Origin of the sequence: Aeoliella fuhlenseeensis (assembly GCF_052161615.1) — a bacterium.
In the GTDB taxonomy this organism is placed as follows: Bacteria; Planctomycetota; Planctomycetia; order Pirellulales; family Lacipirellulaceae; genus Aeoliella.
Map to the genome: position 1 here is coordinate 5456884 of NZ_CP197417.1, position 17448 is coordinate 5474331.

The following is a 17448-nucleotide window of genomic DNA, read 5'->3' on the forward strand; positions in this document are numbered from 1 at the left end:
TTTGCTCCGCACGTTCTCCCCACTCTTACCCCCGCCACAGCCATGTTCGTCGATCGCGTGGAAGTCGAACTCGTAGCCGGCAAAGGGGGCGACGGCTGCGCCAGCTTCCGCCGCGAGAAGTACATCCCTCGCGGTGGCCCCGACGGTGGCGACGGTGGCAACGGCGGCAGCGTTATCGTCGTCGCCGAGCCAGGTGTCGATAGCCTCGCCGAACTTGCCCATCGCAAGCACTGGCGGGCCCGCAACGGAGTGCCCGGTGGCGGGAGTGGCTGCCACGGTGCAAATGCCGAAGACCTGATCATCCGCGTTCCCCCCGGCACACTGCTCCGCGACGCTAAGCACAACCTGATTCTGCGCGACCTGAAGAACGAAGGGGACAGCGTGGTAGCCGCCCGAGGTGGGCAGGGGGGCAAAGGCAACATCCGCTTCAAGAGCTCCACGAACCAAGTTCCCCGCGAGTACACCGCTGGCGGCGAAGGAGAGCATCGCTTCGTGATCTTCGAGCTCAAGCTGATCGCCGACGTTGGACTGTTGGGGAAACCCAACGCCGGCAAGAGCACGTTGCTCAGCCGTGTCTCGCGAGCTCGCCCCGAGATCGCCGACTACCCGTTCACGACCAAGAAGCCCAACCTCGGCATCGTCCAGGTCGACCTCGACACCGAATTTGTCATGGCCGACATTCCCGGATTGATCGAAGGGGCTCACGAAGGAGCCGGCCTCGGCCTTGAGTTTCTTCGGCACGTCGAACGCACTCGGGTGCTCGTGCACCTCGTCGAGCCGATGCCAATGGACCAGAGCGATCCGGTGGCGAACTACCACACGATTCGCAATGAGCTCGAACAGCACTCGAGCGAATTGGCATCGGTGCCCGAGATCATCGCCGTCAGCAAATGCGAACTACCTGGCGCCAAGGAACTTGCCGAAAAACTTGCCGCCGAAACCGGTCGCGAAGTTTACTCGTTCTCCTCCGTCACGGGCGAAGGACTCAATCGGGTACTTCGGCGGACCTACGAGTTACTCCGCGAATCGCGTGCAGCCGACTGACGGGCGGCGACTTCTTCCAGCATTTCGTGGTACACGGATGCCATGCCGCGAGCCATCGCGACGTCCGAGAACTGCTCGCGGTGACGCTCCCGAGCGCAGCGGGCGAGCGACTCGCAGTCGACCGCGCCGCTGGCGAACTCGCCGATCGCGTCGGTCAATTGACTGACGCTTCCCGCCTCGACCAACAGGCCCGATTCGCGATGTTCGATCGCCGTGCTGGCACCTTCGACATGCGAAGCAATCACCGGCACGCCGGCTGCCATTGCTTCGAGCACCACCATCGGCAGACCTTCGCCGTACAAACTCGGCAGCACCATCACGTCGAGCTTCGCCAGCTCCCCCGCGACGTTGGTCGTAAAGCCGGTGAACTCCACCTGGTCGGCGATGCCGAGCTTTTCAACCTTGGCGCGAATCTGCTTCTCGTACTCGGGCGTCTCGAAACCACCAATGAGCCGTACGCGAACGTCATGCCCTAACGAAAGCGCGGCAGCCAGTGACTCCAGCAATACCTCGGTTCCCTTACGCGGGCGGAACAGCGCCACCATGCCAACCACCAATGGCCCCGTGCGTGGTGCGCGCTCCTCAACGTTTTCGCAGACCGGCACGCCGTTGGGGATCACGATGATCTTCGACGCCGGCACTCCGCGCTCGATCATGTACGGTTCGAGCGATGGCGAAACCACCACTACGCGTGAAGCGTTCTTCAGGCAGAACTTCTCGACCCACGAGTTGATGCGATTCTGCCAGTAGCGATCCGAGTCGCGAGACACGGGACTGTGAACGTGATATACCCACGGCACACCGAGCGACCTCGCCGCGATTGCCGTCACCAGCGCCGTCCGCGGAGTGTGAGCGTGCAGGATGCGATAGCCATGTTGATGCACGAGCTGTTTGATGCCACCCACCGCCCGGAAATCGAGCCGCGAGCGCATCTTCAGGGGCACTAGCCGCACCTTCGACTTCCGCACTTCGCCGAACTTGCCGCTCTTCAGCGCGGCGAAGTCGACCCCGAATCCCTCGTTCGCTAGCTGCATCGCGAGCAAGTCCTGCACCCGCTCGGCACCCGAGTAGTGCTCGCCATTGATCACGTGCAGCACGCGCGTGGTAATCGGCGGACGAAGCGGCAGCAGCACCGGCTGCTCGTCACTCGCGAGGCGTTGCGAAGGTTTCTCGCGCGCTTCGGTGGAGAGCACTTCGGTTGGAAATAAATGGATCGTGGGAGGTGAGCCGGACATGGATCGAAGCACAATTGGTCGAAGGGACGGGCTGATTCTCAAGCTTACGCCGAGCCTCGCCCGGCGGCCGGCCGATGAGCGAGTTCGCCACGGGACTGCATGCGTTGGCACGCTCCATTCGCTACAATCGACTCGACCTTACCCCTCTGAGACTTCTGCCATGCCCGACTTCGTTGTCATCACCACCACAACCGGCGACCACGCGGTCGCCCAGCAAATTGCCACCGACCTGGTGGACCGCCGCCTCGTGGCGTGTGCGCAAATCGCGGGACCTGTCCGCAGCGTCTACCGCTGGCAGGGCCGCGTTGAGTACACCGAGGAGATGGTCGTCACGTTCAAGACATCCACCGCCAATGTCGACGCCGTGAAGCAGGCCATCGCCGAACTTCATCCTTACGACGTTCCTGAGCTGATCGTCACGCCGATCATCGACGGCGGCCAGTCGTACCTCGCCTGGATGGACGAGCAAACCCGCACGACCTCTTGAGCGCTGGAACTACTAAATGTGGGAGGGCTCTCCAAGGAAGCTTTGTGGGAGGGCTCTCCGAGTCCGATTCCCCAGCCCTCATGCTACTGCGTGATGATCGTACTCACCGTGCCAAAGCCCTGGCCCCAGATCATTTCGATCGGCACCGCAGCGTACACGCCGCGGGTGAAGACTTGCTCGATCACCTCGTCCGCCATTTGAATCGCATTCTTCGGCACCAGGATGATGTCGGAATCGTTCAGCCAGATCTCATCCGCCGGCACGGGGCGGCGGGCGTAGAGCGCGCCGCGTAGGTCGACCATCGTGGCCAGCAGTCGCCAGTCGTCGCCGCGGCGGAACACCACGACCTGCCGAAGGTTCGAGCCGACTTTCCAGCCACCCGCCCGCGCAATCGCCTGCATAGTCGTGGTGGGACCCTGCAACTCGAATTGTCCCGGAGTTTGGACTTGGCCGAGAACGTACACGAACCGCTGTGCCCGTTGCGTCAAGTCCGGCGTAATCCGAACACCAGGAATCACTTGGTGGTAGCGAGCGTCGATCTCCATCTTCGCTTCGCTAATGGTGAGACCCTGCACGTACACGCTGCCAATCGCGGGTAGGTTAATCTGCCCGGCCGGGGTCACGTTCACTTGCAACTGACGACCACCGAGCACACCACCGCGGGCATCAACGGTTTCCATGAGGTCTTCGAGCCGTGTGTCGACGCGAACCGCTGTCACGGTAATCGCTGGAACGCGGTAGTAACGCTTGTACTTCTCTTCGAGCTCGTCACGCAGCGTCGGAATCGAATGCCCCGCCGCACGTACTTGGCCCAACAGGGGAAGCGTAATCGTGCCGTCCGGCTGTATGATCACTTGGCGGCTCAGGTCGTCGGTGCCAGTCGCTCCGTCTTCTGTGCCTGACGAAGGCACACCGCCACCGGCGGTGAGCGATTCGACACGAATCACGTCGCCCACTTGGAGTTCGTAGGGATGCGACAGCACCTCGCGAGTCCGCAGGTAGTACATCGCGAGCTGATCACCAACCCGCAGGCGGTACTCCGAAACATGGGGCAAGCGAGCATGCCCGACGTACTCACCCTGAGCGTAGGTTTGCCAGTTGCTGCAACCCCGCGAGTCCCAACCCACTTCACCACACCCACCACCGGCGGCGCTGTCGACCGACCAGATGTTGTAGGGAGCAGCCGGACTAATGGCCTGACAAAGCTCGATCTCGGGCGACGTGGACGCGGGGGGCGTCTCCACGGGAACCGCGCGGTCGCGCGGCGCCATGGCGAGCAGCGACAGCATCGCGGCCGCGAAGGTCGCGGTAGCAAGCACAGGCAGGCGGTATTTCGTCTTGGAAGTCATATTCGATGCGTCTACTTGGTTACCACCAGGTCGTCTGGGGGCGCGACTGTTGGGGCGATGCCGCCTGCGTCGCGGGGGCCTGGGCGGGTGTGTTCGGCGCCGAGGCAACGCTCCCCGCGGGAGAATCACTCCCCATGCGATTGAACTCGTCCGGCGAGACCCATTGGATCCCGCGTTCGGCCGAGAACTGTCCTCGCGAAATCTCATGCTGTGCAAGTTGCATCGCCGTCTGCTCGTGCATCTGGGCGAGTTCGGGATGGTTCAGCTTTCCTTGCACGTACGCCAAGTTGCGATGCGTGGCGCTGGCATTGGCGAGCTTCACCGAGTGCTCGAGCATCTCGAGCGACTGCGGATAACGCCCTGCCCGCGCGAGGAGCACGCCCGCTTCGTTCGCCGCCAAGTGATTCTGCGGATGAGCCACCACCGCACTGCGATACATGGTCAAGCTCTTGCGGATGGCCTGCGGCGTGTTGTCCCGCGCGGCCATTTGGGCGTAGATCTTGCCCATGCCAAACAGCATCATCGAGCCCGCCTGCTCCCCCTTCACCGCCGCTGCGAGCTTCTGCTGGGCATAGAGGTGGTACATGGCGGTCGCTTCGTGCGCGAGCGTCCACTCCGATTTGCTCTCGTGCAGCATCGGTGTCTGGTGCCCGGCGGCGATCCCCTGGGGGCGAATCTTGCCATTCGTGCATTTCGCGAAATCGTCAGCCTCGGCCAGCGCTCGTAAACCGGCGGCGAGCGACCGTGTGTGGCGGTCGGTCATTTGACTCGCGTCCTTGGACTGGGCGAGCTCGACGAGCAACTGCTCGAACCGTGCCCGAGCCGCGTGGAGCGCCCCATGCCGTGCAAGCGTAAACGCTTCCTGCACTCGGGGACGGAACTGCTCGCTGAGTTGATCCTCGGCCGGATAGTAGGCCATTAGCTCGTCGATCGAAGTCGCCGCGGCCGCCGCAGCGTCTTCGTCAAACTCGTCCACTTCGTAAGCATGGCTCGGCGAGGGCGTATCCACGGCAGCCACTTCTCCGTGCAACAGGGCACCCTCGTGCTTCGCTTGCGTCTTCGCGGGCAGCTCGGGCTCCGCGGGTGCAGCCTCTGCTTCCGCGACCACGGGCTCCTCAAATTCCTCGAACTCAAGCACCCCGCGATCCCCCGCTAGCTCTTCCTCCTGAATCGGCGGGAGCAACTCCAGCAGCGGTGCCCGATCGGCGTCGGCGACTTGGTGATCGACTGGATGGTCGACTTCCGGCGTGATGCCGGGCGGCGTGACGTCGGAACTCACGGGTGCCTCGGGCATTCGCACCAGGACACTCATCTCGGGGGGCGGGGGCAATCGAAAGAGCTGCGGCTCTCGCTGCGCTACACGATTGACTACCCGCGACACTTTCTTCTTCTCTGGCGGAAGGCTTCCCGCGAGGATGCTTTCGTCCGGCGCGGTCCACGCTTGTGGAGGAGCAAGCTGCGCCGTTGGATCAGCTACGGGCTCGCTGCTACATCCAGCAGCGCCGAGCGCTAGCCCGGTGAGCAGCAGCGTTGTCGTTCGCCTTGGTCGCGGCATTCGATGCATGGAAACAATCAGGGGGAAGCGGCCAGGGTCGATACAGCTCGGTGCGCACGCCAAACGCGGGCGCACCACTTGCCAAGTGAAAGTCGGCCAGTCATTGGCGGCCGAACTAGCAAAAGCCGTGCAATCGAACCTAGCTGCGACCCGCGCACTCGGCACGGCCCGCATAACCCTACCCGCTTCAATCGCTAGCACACGGCGCTGGCCGCAAACCTTATGCAGTTTCCAATGGCTGCTAGCACGCTTTACGGCTGGCAGCTTTACGACTGGAAGAGACGGCGCTGCGTTTCGGGCAAGAGAGGCTCGGCGTTGAAACCCGCATTGCGAAGGTGTTCGTCGAAGCCTTTTGGCCCATGCGTGGTGTAGATCTTTCGCGGCGCTACCCGCCCGGCGGCCTCCAGCAGCTCGTCGAAATCCGCGTGATCGGAGAGAGGTAGCGCCACGTCGACACCCAGCCGAGCTTGCGTCGAAGGATTCACCGCCCAACCCGTCACGGCGATCGACACCGTCTCTCCAAGGCCGGCCAGGCGAAACCCCTTCATCGACTGTGGCAGGGTCACTACCACCTGACCATTCAGTGTCTGGCGACGATACATGCCGTAATTGCCGAGCTTCGCGCCACACTTCTCGTAGACTTTGCTCACTTCGGCGATCGTTGGATGCTGGAGTACTCGCTGCCCGTGCCGTGTGAGGATCGCCGTGACTTCCTGGGCTTTGCCGAGCGCGTAGGCGTGAACAACGGGCGTTTTTCCCTGACTCTTCGCTGCTTCGATTGTCTCGAGCAACTGCTCGATCACCAGCTCGCGGGGTGGCATGCGGTAGCGGGGCGAGCCGAACGTAGTCTCCATTACTAATATGTCTGTGTGCGGAAGCTCCGCAGGCTCGGCGGTGAGCGAATCGCCTAGCTTGAAATCGCCCGTGTAGAGCAAGCGCTCCTTGCCATCGTCCGCGAGCAGCATGGCGGAACCCAAGCAGTGTCCAGCTGGATAAGTGGTGAGCTCGACCTCGCCCAGCTTCATCGGTGCGTGGTACGGCATCTCGCGAACCTGCAGGAGCTTGCCGAGTCGATGGCGATACAGCGCCCCCGTCGCCGGCGTTGCGTACGCCATTTCGTGCCGTGCCATGTGGTCGGCGTGGGCGTGCGAGACGAATCCTCGCGGCTGGCGACGACGAAAGTCGACCGCCAGGCCGGCTCGCGTGATTTTCAGGCCGTCGTCGTAGTGGAACATGGAACTGCTGCGGAAAGCACGCGGGGTGGGTTGTATCGATTGTTCCGGCAATCACGCCGCACCCCCTGCGTGCTATCCTATCACATTCCGTTTCCGCTCGCTCTGGTTGGTTAGTCAGCATGGGTTATCTCGAAATCATCCTCCTCGGCATCATTCAGGGCATCGCCGAGTTCCTGCCAATCAGCTCGTCGGGGCATTTGGTGGTCGCCAACGCCTTGCTCCAAGCGATGGGGCACGCTCCCGCCGAGGACATGCTGGAAGTGAACGTCGTGCTCCACCTCGGCACGCTGCTGGCGGTGCTCGTGCATTACCGGCGCGAGATCGTTCGCATGTTCACACGCGATAAGCGTGTTGCCGTCGCCGTAGTGCTGGCGACCATTCCTGCAGCGATCGTTGGCATTGGGATCAAAAAAGGACTGAGTGATTATCAAGCGGATCAAATCCTTGAAAATGTATTGCTCGTTGGTTGTTTGTTTCCTGTGACTGCGATGATGCTGGTGTTCGCCATGCGCCGAACGCCGGGCGACACCGACTACACCGAGATCAGTTACTCGCGGGCGCTGCTCATCGGTCTCGCGCAAGCCTTCGCCATCCTGCCCGGCATTTCGCGTAGCGGAACCACCATCGCCGCGGGCATCGCATGCGGGCTTCGCCGCGAGTCGGCCGCCACGTTTGCGTTCCTCATGGCCATCCCCGCCATCGCTGGTGCCGGCTTCCTCGAAGGACTCGACATTTTGGAAGAGGGAGCAACGGGAACCCCGATTGCTGTACTCGTCGTGGGCTTCGTGGTGTCGTTCGTCGTTGGCTGGGGATCGCTGTTGCTCCTGATTCGTTTCGTGCGACAAGGAACGCTCTCGATCTTTGCGTGGTACCTCGTCCCGCTAGGCATCGCCGTCGTCACCTGGCAACTACTAGGCTGAGGCGAGCGGGGCCCGTAAGGGCCGTGGTCATTCGAGTCCCTTATCAGGCTCCCCACCTCGCGCGAGTAATGTCGCACTTTCGCGACTTTTTCATTGGGTGCGACTTTATTCTTTTTGCGCGAGGCCGCGTGCGTTAAAAAGTGTCGTGTTTTCTCGGTCGAATTCATTGCTTGCTCTCGGGACTGAAAAGAGTAATGTCGCAGGGGTAAACCGCAGGTGCGACTTTATGTTTCTAACTCCCTCCCCCAAGTCATTGCGCGGGGTACGTTGCTCGTCGGTGACACTTTGATCGCAACGACGTCTCGGGGGAGGGCTGGGGTGGGGGCTGAGTTCGCGAGTGAACGGTCCATGCGACTAGTAGGCCGGGTCAAGCTCCGCGCCGACCCGGCGCTTGGCGTGTGGGAGTTGTTGGCGCTCGCGATGTCGCAGGTTGCTCCTCGGGTTTGAGTTGGTTCCTGTCACACGCAAAGGCGCAAAGGCGCAGAGGCGCCAAGCGGTTAGCTCCGAAGGAGCGCGCTTTGATAGCCCAGGGCGGAGCCCTGGGTAGAGTGATGAGATGGTGATTGTCAGCTCTGAAAGAGCGCGCTACGGTCACGCGTGTGCGCACCGGTAGCGCGTCCCGTTGGGACTATCGTCGTAGTTATGGAAGAGTTCCCAGGACTTCGTCCTGGGCTATCGAAGCGCGCCACTTCGTGGCTAGGAAACGGATGGCGTGTGCGTGTTTTAAATGGCTTTGTTTCTTCTTTCTTTTCAGCGTCCTTTGCCGGATCGGCGCTCCGCTTGATCCGGCCTACTTGTATGTACAGTTGCTAACCTACCATAGGCGCGAGTACTTTCTAGTCCCTTTTTGGACAAACGTACATTTTCTCGAAAATAGTTTTCGGACCGGGAATTCTGCGGAGAATGTGGGGAAATCTTGCCTCGCTTTCCCCAGCCGCGGAGCGGCGACAGCGCATAGCCAGGGGCGCGAGCCCCTGGTTGGATGTGCAACGTGTGACCGTGAGCCGCGGAGTGGCGACAGCGAGCTCCAGCCTCGGAGAGAGAGAGAGAGAGAGAGAGAGAGAGAGAGAGAGAGAGGGATTGGGAGAGCTGGAGTGAGTGGGGATGCCCGGCGGACGTTCTCGTGATTTGATGCCAATGGCGATTGCGCTGTCGCCGCTCCGCGGCTTTCGCTGTGGGGGGCGATTGGTCCAGGGGCTCGCGCCCCTGGCTACGCGCTGTCGCCGCTCCGCGGCTGCAAGGTGGCAAGCAGGATGCTTGCGCCACGGAAGGGAGAGTGGAACTCCAACGCTGCGCGCACTGCTAGCGAAACTTCCGTCGCGCCTAGCCGCAGACTTTACCCTTTTTAACTAACCGGCAAAACGCGGACATTGCGAACAACCGCGACGCGGGTGACCGATCATTCCTCCCAGGCAGTAGGACCGTTACAAGCCAACCTCCTTGGGGGAGTGAGCGCGGGGTCCTGGGGAACTGCCTGGGGGAGACGGGGCGCGGCGATGAGCGCGCCAACCATTGAACACTTTTTAGGGGGAGGCGGGGATGTCCATTTCCTCGAAGGGGATTGGTCGTGGGGTCGCCGGGCTGTTGCTCGCGAGCCTAGTGCTGACAACTGGCGTGGCGCGGGGTGCTCAGCCAACCGTACGCGCCGCGTTTGCTGGAAGTCAAAATCAAGAACAGCAAAGTCAACAACAAGAAGACGCTTGGGCTTCGATGGCCTACTGCTCCGATTGCGAGTCGGGCTACGCCTCGGGTCCCTATTGCGAACAGGGCAACTGCGGAGGCGGCGCGTGCTGCGATACCAATTGCTGCGAGCCGGCATGCGATGATCCCTGTGCCCTCGATTGCTGCGATCCGTGCGTTCCGCCTTGGGCGCATCGCACTGCGGTGTGGGCGCAGTTCTTATACCTGCATCCGACGGGTGCCGACATGCACCATGCGCAGCAGCAAAACGGAACCGGTGGCGCGGGTACCGTGCCGTTTGGTTTGATTGGTGTTGCCGATCCCGATCACACTCCCGGTGTTCGCGTGGGTGGTGCGATTGCGTGCGATCAATGCAGCAGCGTCGTGGTGAACTACCTCTACCTCGATTCGAGCGCCGTCGACTACCTGACACCACCGGGCAACGTGGGTGGTGGCTTGGGTACGGTTGGCTCGCTGGTTCATCATCCGGGCACCGCGGTCACCAGCTCGGCCGGTCCCGTGTCGGCTACGTACGACCTTCGCATGCAGCTCGCCGATGGTGAGTTTCGCCGGATTCTGGCCGCCACGGATTGCAGCTGGATCAACTACAGCATCGGTGGTCGCTACGGCCGGCTCGATCAGAGGTTTAGCCAGAACGGCACGTTCGGCGGCTCGCAAGGTGGTGTGATCGACACCACGACCGAGATCGACTTCGACGGCGGCGGCTTGAAGGTCGGCCTCGATGGCGAGCGATTCCTCGGACATGGCCGGTTCTCGAGCTACGGCAACATTTCGGCGAGTGCCCTGGCCGGTTCGTTCCGCGGCGACTATCGCCAGTACAACTCGACCATCGACAGCGACCTGGCGATTGTTCGCTGGGAAGACGATCGCATCACGCCGATGCTCGAATACGAAGTCGGCTTGGCGTGGACCAGCTGCTCGGGCTGCGTTCGTGCGAAGATTGGCTACACGGCAATCTACTGGTTCAACGCCGTGACGACTCCCGAGTTCGTCGACGCGGTGCAAGCCGACAACTACGTGGACGTCGGCGACACCCTTTCGTTCAGCGGCCTCACGTCGAGCGTCGAGTGGCGCTTCTAAATCAGTGACGCTGTTAAATCAGTGACGCTGTTAAGTCAGTGACGCTGCTAAATCAGCGAAGAGCTGGATGGATGAGAACCGAAGCGGGGGCGATCCAACGGGATTGCCTCCGCTTTTGGCGTTTCTGGAGGTCGATTTTCTTCGTAGCCGGATTCGCAAGAATTCGGGGCTTTAGAGAATAGGAAGGAACGGAGAAAGCGAAGAGGTGAATCAGTTTTTGGAACACTAATCGGCGCTAATCTTCGCTAATGATCTGATGGAGTGTGTGGAGCAGGAATGAAGGTAGCCGGATTCGCAAGAATTCGGGGAAGGAGGTTTGGCCACGGATGGACATGGATCTGCACGGATGAAGTTGGCGCTACCGAAACGACGGAGCATCGTTCTATTCGCGCCCATTCGAGTGATTCGCGGGCAAGGTTTTCTCCCATGGCGGGCGTTCTCGTTGCGCTGCCCGAACTCTGGCGAGTCCGGCTACGACCAAGATGGGGGCTGTTGCTGCGCTTGGTCGCCCGTGGTCTGCGCGGTGGCGCAGGGAGCGCTTCGTTTGGTTTACTAACAGCCCATCTTAACTGACGACAAAGCCTTCCCAACTGTTGCAAACTCCCCAAGCTTCCCGTATGTTACGGGCGCGTTCGCGGGGGGCCGTAGTGCCATTTGGGGGCTCTCTTTCGAACGGCCGCATGGGTTTACGAGCGGCAGTTTACAGGCGAGGGACCGCTTGGAAGTTCCGTCGACGATGGGCGCGAGGGCGCCGCGACGACGGAATCTGCACCACATGACCAAGCCACTTCGAGGTTCCCGTGATGTCCCGCCGCATCCCCGCGCGCCCGGTCCGTTCGTTTCTTGCCGCGCTGAATCCCTTTGGAGGTTCCGTCGATCGGCAGTTGGATTGGAAGCGGGGGCGGCAGCTTCGCGTGGAGGGGCTTGAGGATCGGCGGTTGCTGGCGATTGTGTGGGCGAATCGTGGCGATGCGGTGACCGACAGCGATGGGTTCAACGTTACCTACGGTGCGATGGCCGGGGTGGCGCGGCTGAACATCGAGCGGGCGATCGCCGATTGGAACGCGGTGATCACCGACTTCAACTACGATGGCGACGACAACCCCACGACCGACAATGGATTCACGCTGACCGTCATGGCGACGGACCTCGGTGGCGGGCTGCGAGGCCAAGCGAACAACATCGTGGCCGACGGCAATCAGTTGCCCATCTCGGCGACACTCACCATGGACGACGCCGGCGGCAGCGGTGGCTGGTTCATCGATCCCACGCCGTACCTCGACGAAGAGTTCACCGCGATTGTCACGCCCTTCACGGCCGACTCGACGCAAGCGGGTAACGACTTCTATCGCACGGCGCTGCACGAGATTGGTCACGCCGTGGGCATTTTGCTCGGCAACGGCTTGGCGATCAATAACTTTGTGACGCCTGCGGGTACCGATCAGGTAACCGACCCTGCGGATCCCGACGAAGACCTACGAGTATTTCGGAATATCGCGGGGCAGTTTGGTGTCGCGGTGACGCTCACCACCGACGGCGGCGGGCACATTTACGAAGGCCCCGCGGATCCTGGTTTCCCCAGCGCGCCGACGTTTACCAGCGACCTGATGAATGCCGGCCGCACCGTGGGTCCGCCGGCGACGCGGCAATTGATCACGGATCTCAACACGATGATCCTGGCCGATGCTTACGGTTACACCGTCGTGCTGCCGTCGACGCTGGGGGCCGCGTTTGTGGTGTCCGATTCGCTGGAACCCAACAACACGCAGGCAACGGCGACCAACCTCGGCTCGGAGCCTTACGTCACGCGGACGAACCTGTCGATCGACACCGCGGACGACGAAGATTGGTATCGCTACACCGCGCATCACTCGGGCAAGCTCATTATCAACGCCCTGTTCGACGATATCACCGGCGATGGGCTGGGAGATATCGACATCGCAGTGTTCGACGTAGCGGGCAATCAGATCGCTGTGGCGAACAGCGTCGATTCGAACGAGCAGATCATCCTGCCCGTGGTGCATCAGCAGCCGTACTTCATTCGCGTGGTGGGTGCAGCCGACGATTTGAACAACTACTCGCTGGAGATTGAGAACTTTGCGGCGCCGAAGCCCTCGTTCATCGACCTCATCGCATCGAGCGACACCGGTTCCTCCAACAGCGACGACATCACCAGCGACACCACGCCGACGCTGATCATTCAGGCGGACTTGGTCGATTTTCGCGACTCGGGCATCACGCTATTGAATCAAGCGACCATCGACCCCAACGGCGATGGCAGCGCGGCCGACGCGACCGACGATGGTGCCGGCGTCTATGTCTCGATGGTGCATTTGGTCACCGGCGCCGTGGTGCGTGGGTTCGCCAGCCAAGTCGGCGCGAGCGGATTCTTATGGAGCTTCACGGTGCCGAATGCCGTGGCGCTCGCGGCCGGAGAGTGGTTTGTGTCGACCGCCGTGCAGATGGTCGACGGCTCGGACACCAGTGCGGCGGGCGGAACGCAGCGAGCCACGGGCCGTGCGCAGTTGTCCGATCCGTTCGTGCTGACGATCGTTCCGACGGGCCTAGTGGCGCAGATATCGGCCGACTTGGTCGCGTCGAGCGACACCGGCATGTTCAACAACGACAACGTGACGAACAAGATGTCGCCAGCGCTTCAGGGCATTGCACCCGCGGGGTCGACCGTGCGATTGTTCGCGAACAACTCGCTGGTGGGACAAACCGTGACCGGCAGCGACTCGTCGGACGTAATCATCGGACCGATCGGAGGCATTGGTGGCGGCGCGGCGGATGGTCTGGGTCTGTGGGAGATCACCACCGAGCCCCTGGCCGACGGCGTGTACGACTTGCGTGTAGAAGTGGAAGACGCGGCGGGCAACGTCACTTCGTTCGACGTGAACTTGAATCCAGCGCTCGGCCCCACGCGCGACATCGAGATTGACACCAACCAGCCCAACACACCGCTGCTCGATCTGCGCGAGGATAGCGGGCGGGACCTGGCCGACGAAGTGACCAACGATAACTCGCCGCTGGTGTCGATGACCACGCACGACCCAGCGATTCTCAACCGGTTGTTCCTCGACAACCTGAAGTTCCGCATCTGGGACCGATATGAGAACAACGCCGAGTACCTGTTGTTCGACTCCGCGGCTGCGGGCGATCCGTCGGACGCCACTTCGGTGTTGGGCGACATGTTTACGTCGCTCACGGTGCTTAATCGCACGCTGGGCCAGCAGTTCATCGTGCTCAATCCGGGTGGCAACTTCGCGGTAACCGCCGCGGGGCTCTTGGTGGATGGCTTCCATAACCTGAAGCTCGAAGTCGAAGACCGCGCGGGCAACATCAGCGAGGATTTCTTGCTCGAAGTGCTGGTCGACACGGTCGAACCGCCGGCCGTGATGCCGAACCTGCTCGATTCGAGCGACTCGGGCATGTTCGTCGACGACAACGTGACGGCGATCAACGCACCCGCTTTCGATGGCGTGGGCGAGATCAATGCCAAGGTCTACGTTTACGCCACGCGAATCAGCCCCACGTCGGGCAATCCCATTAGTGCGGAGATCTTGATTGGCCAAGGAATCGTCGGTAGCGAGAACACCAATGGCGTTCCCGCCGACGGCTTGGGGCGATGGGAAGTGACGGTCGAGCCGTTGATCGATGGGGTGTACGACATTAGCGTCCGCTTCGAAGACTTGGCGGGCAATATCACGTCGCTCGCCGACGCGGCGGCGAACTCGCTGCGGATCGTGGTCGATACGGTCGAGCCGAACATGCCGTATCTCGACTTGGTCACGAACCCGGTCACGGGCGACACCGGCCGCAACGACGTCGACAATGTCACCAAACAGAACATGCCACTGGTGACGATGACTTCGGAGGATCCGAACGTCGCGCTCGCACAGGCGCTGTTCACCGACAACTTGAAGTTCCGCGTGTACGATCGTTACGAGAGCTTCGACGGGCAGAACACACCCGAGTTTCTGCTGTACGACTCGGCTCAAGACGCCGTGGAAGATGCGTTCAATACGGCGGGCGACATGTTCACCATCCGCACGCTGATCGCGGAGATGCTGCCCGAGCAATTCTTCGCGCTGTTTGGTGCGGCAAACGCGGCGGTGATCAGCGTCGCGGGGGTCGGCAAGCTGGCCGATGGCGTGCACAACTTGAAGCTCGAAGTCGAAGACCGTGCCGGCAACCTGAGCCACGACTTCCTACTGACGATCATTGTCGACACAGTGACGCCTCCCGGGTCGTTCGGCCTTCCCGACGCCGCGAGCACCACCGATGGCCTCGCGCCGTCGAGCGACTCGGGTGTCACCACGATGCCGATGACCTACGCCGACCGCGTGACGAGCGACACGACGCCGAAGTTCTGGGGGCGTGCCGAGGCGAATTCGATTGTTCGCGTGTACGTCGACTCGAACGCCAATGGCATTATTGACCTGGCGACCGACGTGTTTATCGGAATGACGGTGGCCGTGCCGTACGATGGCAACGACGCCTATCCCGAAGGCTACTGGGAGCTAACTTCGATTCGCGATCTCAACGAGATTGTGGGCTTGCCGAAGGATGGGCTGCGGCGGCTGTTGATGACGGCCGAGGACGTGGCTGGCAATCCGATGCCGATGAACGGTCAGATTTCCGCCGGTGTCGACGCGCTCAACATCTTCATCGATACGCAGGGCCCGCAGATTTACGACCCGGCTGGTGCAACGCAAGCGGTGCATCCGACGGGTGTGCCCGATTACGATCTATTCGACCCCAAGCCATCGGTGAATGGATTCACGCCGCTGACGAACAGCATCACGATCCACGTCCGCGACTTGCCGCTGCGGTCGAACGTCGACCCAAACTTCCTGTACGAGGCGCTGAAGGAAGACATTGCCGAGGCGCTGGGTAACTACCAACTCGTGGGCGATCACGTGGGCGTGATTGGCATTACGGCGGTCGACGTGATTAACGCCGCGCGGGTGAATGGCCAAGCGGCCACGGCGACCATCGTGCTCACGTTCAATCAGTTCCTGCCCGACGATCGTTACACGCTGACGGTCAAAGACAACTTGGTCGATCCGGCGGGCAACAAGCTCGACGGCGAATCGAACGCCAACGGCCCGCTCGACGATCCGACGTTCCCGAGTGGCGACGGCGTGCCGGGTGGCAACTTCGTGGGTAGGTTCACGATCGACTCGCGGCCCGAAATCGCGACCTTCATCCCGACGACCATCGCGATCGACATCAATGGCAACTTCGTGTGGGATCCGTCGAACGGCCAGATTGGCAACGACGCGACGAATGTCGACATCACGTTCGCGATGGATCGGCCCGACCTCGTGCCGGGCGGCTTCGCAACGCACGACACGGTGTTTGCGGGTAAGTTCATCGGTGGTGGCGTTGGTGGTGGCATTCCGGTCGCGGGGCGGTACTTCGATCAACTCGCCGTGTACGGTTACTCGATTGAAACGGCCGAGCATCGCTGGCTGGTGGATTTCAACAGCGACGGCGTGGCCGATCTTTACTCGTCGCAGCCGCTGCTCGCCAACTTCAATGTTGCCGGGGCGCTTCCGATTGCCGGTAACTTCGATAACAACCTAGCGAATGGCGACGAGATTGGTTTGTTCTACGGGGGCAACTGGGCGTTCGACTTCGATCGCAACTTTGTGATCACCGCTAACGAAGTGGTCGCCAATACGGGCCTTAAGGGCATTCCGATTGTCGGCGATTTCGATGGCAACGGCATCGACGACGTCGGCGTGTTCAACAACAACCAGTTCACGTTCGGCATGAGCATCGGGGCCTTCGGCAACTTCGCCGCCCTGCGGCCCACCTTCCAGTGGGGCTTCTCGGGTGTACTCGAGCGACCGGTCGCCGCGGACATGGATCAGGACGGCATCGACGATATCGGTCTGTGGGTGCCGCGGAACTCGACCCAAACTCCCAGCGAGGGTGCCGAGTGGTTCTTCGTGCTGTCGGGCTTCGCGCCTCGGGTGGTGGGGACGGTGAGCACGCTGGCTCACGCGTTCACGCCGGTTCCGTTTGGCAACGACCTGTACGCCGACTTTGGTGACGAGCAAGCGATGCCACTGGTGGGCAACTTCGATCCGCCCGTGACCAAGGCTTCGGCCACACCGCCGGCGACCATCGATCTGCCGGGCGACTTCGATGGCAGCGGTACCGTCGACCAAGGCGACTACACGGTGTGGAAGCAAAACTATGGCCGCACGGGTGCTGGACTCGCGGGCGATGCCAATGGCGACAACGTCGTCAACTTGGCGGACTACACGGCGTGGCGGGACAACCTGGGTCAGTCGATCTTCGACGCCGCGGTGGTTCCGGAACTCGCCGGCGACTTTGACGACAGCGGCACCGTCGACCAAGGCGATTACGCGATCTGGAAGCAATCGTTTGGTGCGACAGGCTCAGGGTTGGTGGCTGACGCCAACAACGATGGCCGCGTGGACCTAGCCGATTACACCGTCTGGCGGGACAACCTGGGCGCGAAGCTGCCCGCCGCGGCGGTGGCGAGCTTCGTGGCTTCTGCACCAACCGCGCTGTTCGCCGCGCCGGAGCCGGAAGCCATTAGTGAGTCGGTAACTACCGATGAAGCACCGAGCACACCGGACTACGACCTTGCGATGGAATCGCTGTACGACGACTCGCCGAAGAGCGGTGCGATGTCGGCGGGTTCGAGTGTGATCCCATCGTCCGACAACGACGACCTGTTGCTGCTTCGCGACGATGACGATTGGTCGATTGCCGAGTGGTCAGCCGACGATCTGCTCGACACAGATAGCACGGAAGCCGTGCTCGCGGTCGACTTGGCGTTCGATTGGGGCTGGTAGGCA

The 17448-nt window shown here is 61.8% G+C and carries 9 protein-coding genes; 5 read left to right on the forward strand and 4 right to left on the reverse strand.

The genetic code is table 11. The features are described from left to right. Positions 1-42 precede the first annotated feature (42 nt). Positions 43-1044, forward strand: coding sequence for a GTPase ObgE (gene obgE, locus SH292x_RS21445; RefSeq protein WP_442483069.1), 1002 nt, complete (start codon positions 43-45; stop codon positions 1042-1044). Here obgE and SH292x_RS21450 read toward each other — a convergent pair. Beyond that, positions 1008-2279 (reverse strand): glycosyltransferase, encoded by a 1272-nt coding sequence (locus tag SH292x_RS21450; protein WP_442483070.1) that lies wholly within the window; start codon positions 2277-2279, stop codon positions 1008-1010. The two genes, obgE and SH292x_RS21450, sit on opposite strands and share 37 nt — an antisense overlap. Before the next feature lie 160 nt (positions 2280-2439). Between SH292x_RS21450 and cutA the strand changes: the two genes are divergently transcribed. Further along, positions 2440-2766, forward strand: a complete 327-nt coding sequence (gene cutA / locus SH292x_RS21455) for a divalent-cation tolerance protein CutA (RefSeq protein WP_442483071.1) — start codon at positions 2440-2442, stop codon at positions 2764-2766. Positions 2767-2849: 83 nt separating this feature from the next. Here the strand turns inward: cutA and SH292x_RS21460 are convergent, their stop codons facing one another. From SH292x_RS21460 to SH292x_RS21470, 3 genes are all read right to left on the reverse strand, one after another. After that, on the reverse strand, positions 2850-4115 hold the full coding sequence (locus SH292x_RS21460) for a polysaccharide biosynthesis/export family protein (RefSeq protein ID WP_442483072.1): 1266 nt from the start codon (positions 4113-4115) through the stop codon (positions 2850-2852). Positions 4116-4134: 19 nt separating this feature from the next. After that, entirely contained in the window at positions 4135-5679 is a 1545-nt protein-coding gene (locus SH292x_RS21465; RefSeq protein ID WP_442483073.1) for a tetratricopeptide repeat protein, read from the reverse strand. Positions 5680-5936: 257 nt separating this feature from the next. Next, positions 5937-6905: an MBL fold metallo-hydrolase gene (locus tag SH292x_RS21470; RefSeq protein ID WP_442483074.1), complete on the reverse strand. Its 969-nt coding sequence runs from the start codon at positions 6903-6905 to the stop codon at positions 5937-5939. Positions 6906-7024: 119 nt separating this feature from the next. On the opposite strand from SH292x_RS21470, the gene SH292x_RS21475 reads away from it, so the two are divergent. From SH292x_RS21475 to SH292x_RS21485, 3 genes are all read left to right on the forward strand, one after another. Further along, on the forward strand, positions 7025-7825 hold the full coding sequence (locus SH292x_RS21475) for an undecaprenyl-diphosphate phosphatase (RefSeq protein ID WP_442483075.1): 801 nt from the start codon (positions 7025-7027) through the stop codon (positions 7823-7825). A 1539-nt stretch (positions 7826-9364) separates the two neighbouring features. Next, a complete protein-coding gene (locus SH292x_RS21480; protein ID WP_442483076.1) occupies positions 9365-10606 on the forward strand; it encodes an Lpg1974 family pore-forming outer membrane protein in 1242 nt (413 codons plus the stop codon). Between the two features lie 803 nt (positions 10607-11409). After that, the gene (locus SH292x_RS21485; protein WP_442483077.1) at positions 11410-17445 is read left to right on the forward strand and encodes an Ig-like domain-containing protein; all 6036 of its coding nucleotides are present in this window, start codon (positions 11410-11412) and stop codon (positions 17443-17445) included. The last annotated feature ends 3 nt before the right edge of the window (positions 17446-17448 follow it).

Bases quoted from the DNA above. Each gene is read 5' to 3' on its own strand.
- cutA (WP_442483071.1), top strand. From the start codon at position 2,440: ATGCCCGACTTCGTTGTCATCACCACCACAACCGGCGACCACGCGGTC.
- SH292x_RS21485 (WP_442483077.1), top strand. From the start codon at position 11,410: ATGTCCCGCCGCATCCCCGCGCGCCCGGTCCGTTCGTTTCTTGCCGCG.
- SH292x_RS21450 (WP_442483070.1), bottom strand. From the start codon at position 2,279: ATGTCCGGCTCACCTCCCACGATCCATTTATTTCCAACCGAAGTGCTC.
- SH292x_RS21470 (WP_442483074.1), bottom strand. From the start codon at position 6,905: ATGTTCCACTACGACGACGGCCTGAAAATCACGCGAGCCGGCCTGGCG.
- SH292x_RS21465 (WP_442483073.1), bottom strand. From the start codon at position 5,679: ATGCATCGAATGCCGCGACCAAGGCGAACGACAACGCTGCTGCTCACC.
- SH292x_RS21475 (WP_442483075.1), top strand. From the start codon at position 7,025: ATGGGTTATCTCGAAATCATCCTCCTCGGCATCATTCAGGGCATCGCC.
- obgE (WP_442483069.1), top strand. From the start codon at position 43: ATGTTCGTCGATCGCGTGGAAGTCGAACTCGTAGCCGGCAAAGGGGGC.
- SH292x_RS21480 (WP_442483076.1), top strand. From the start codon at position 9,365: ATGTCCATTTCCTCGAAGGGGATTGGTCGTGGGGTCGCCGGGCTGTTG.
- SH292x_RS21460 (WP_442483072.1), bottom strand. From the start codon at position 4,115: ATGACTTCCAAGACGAAATACCGCCTGCCTGTGCTTGCTACCGCGACC.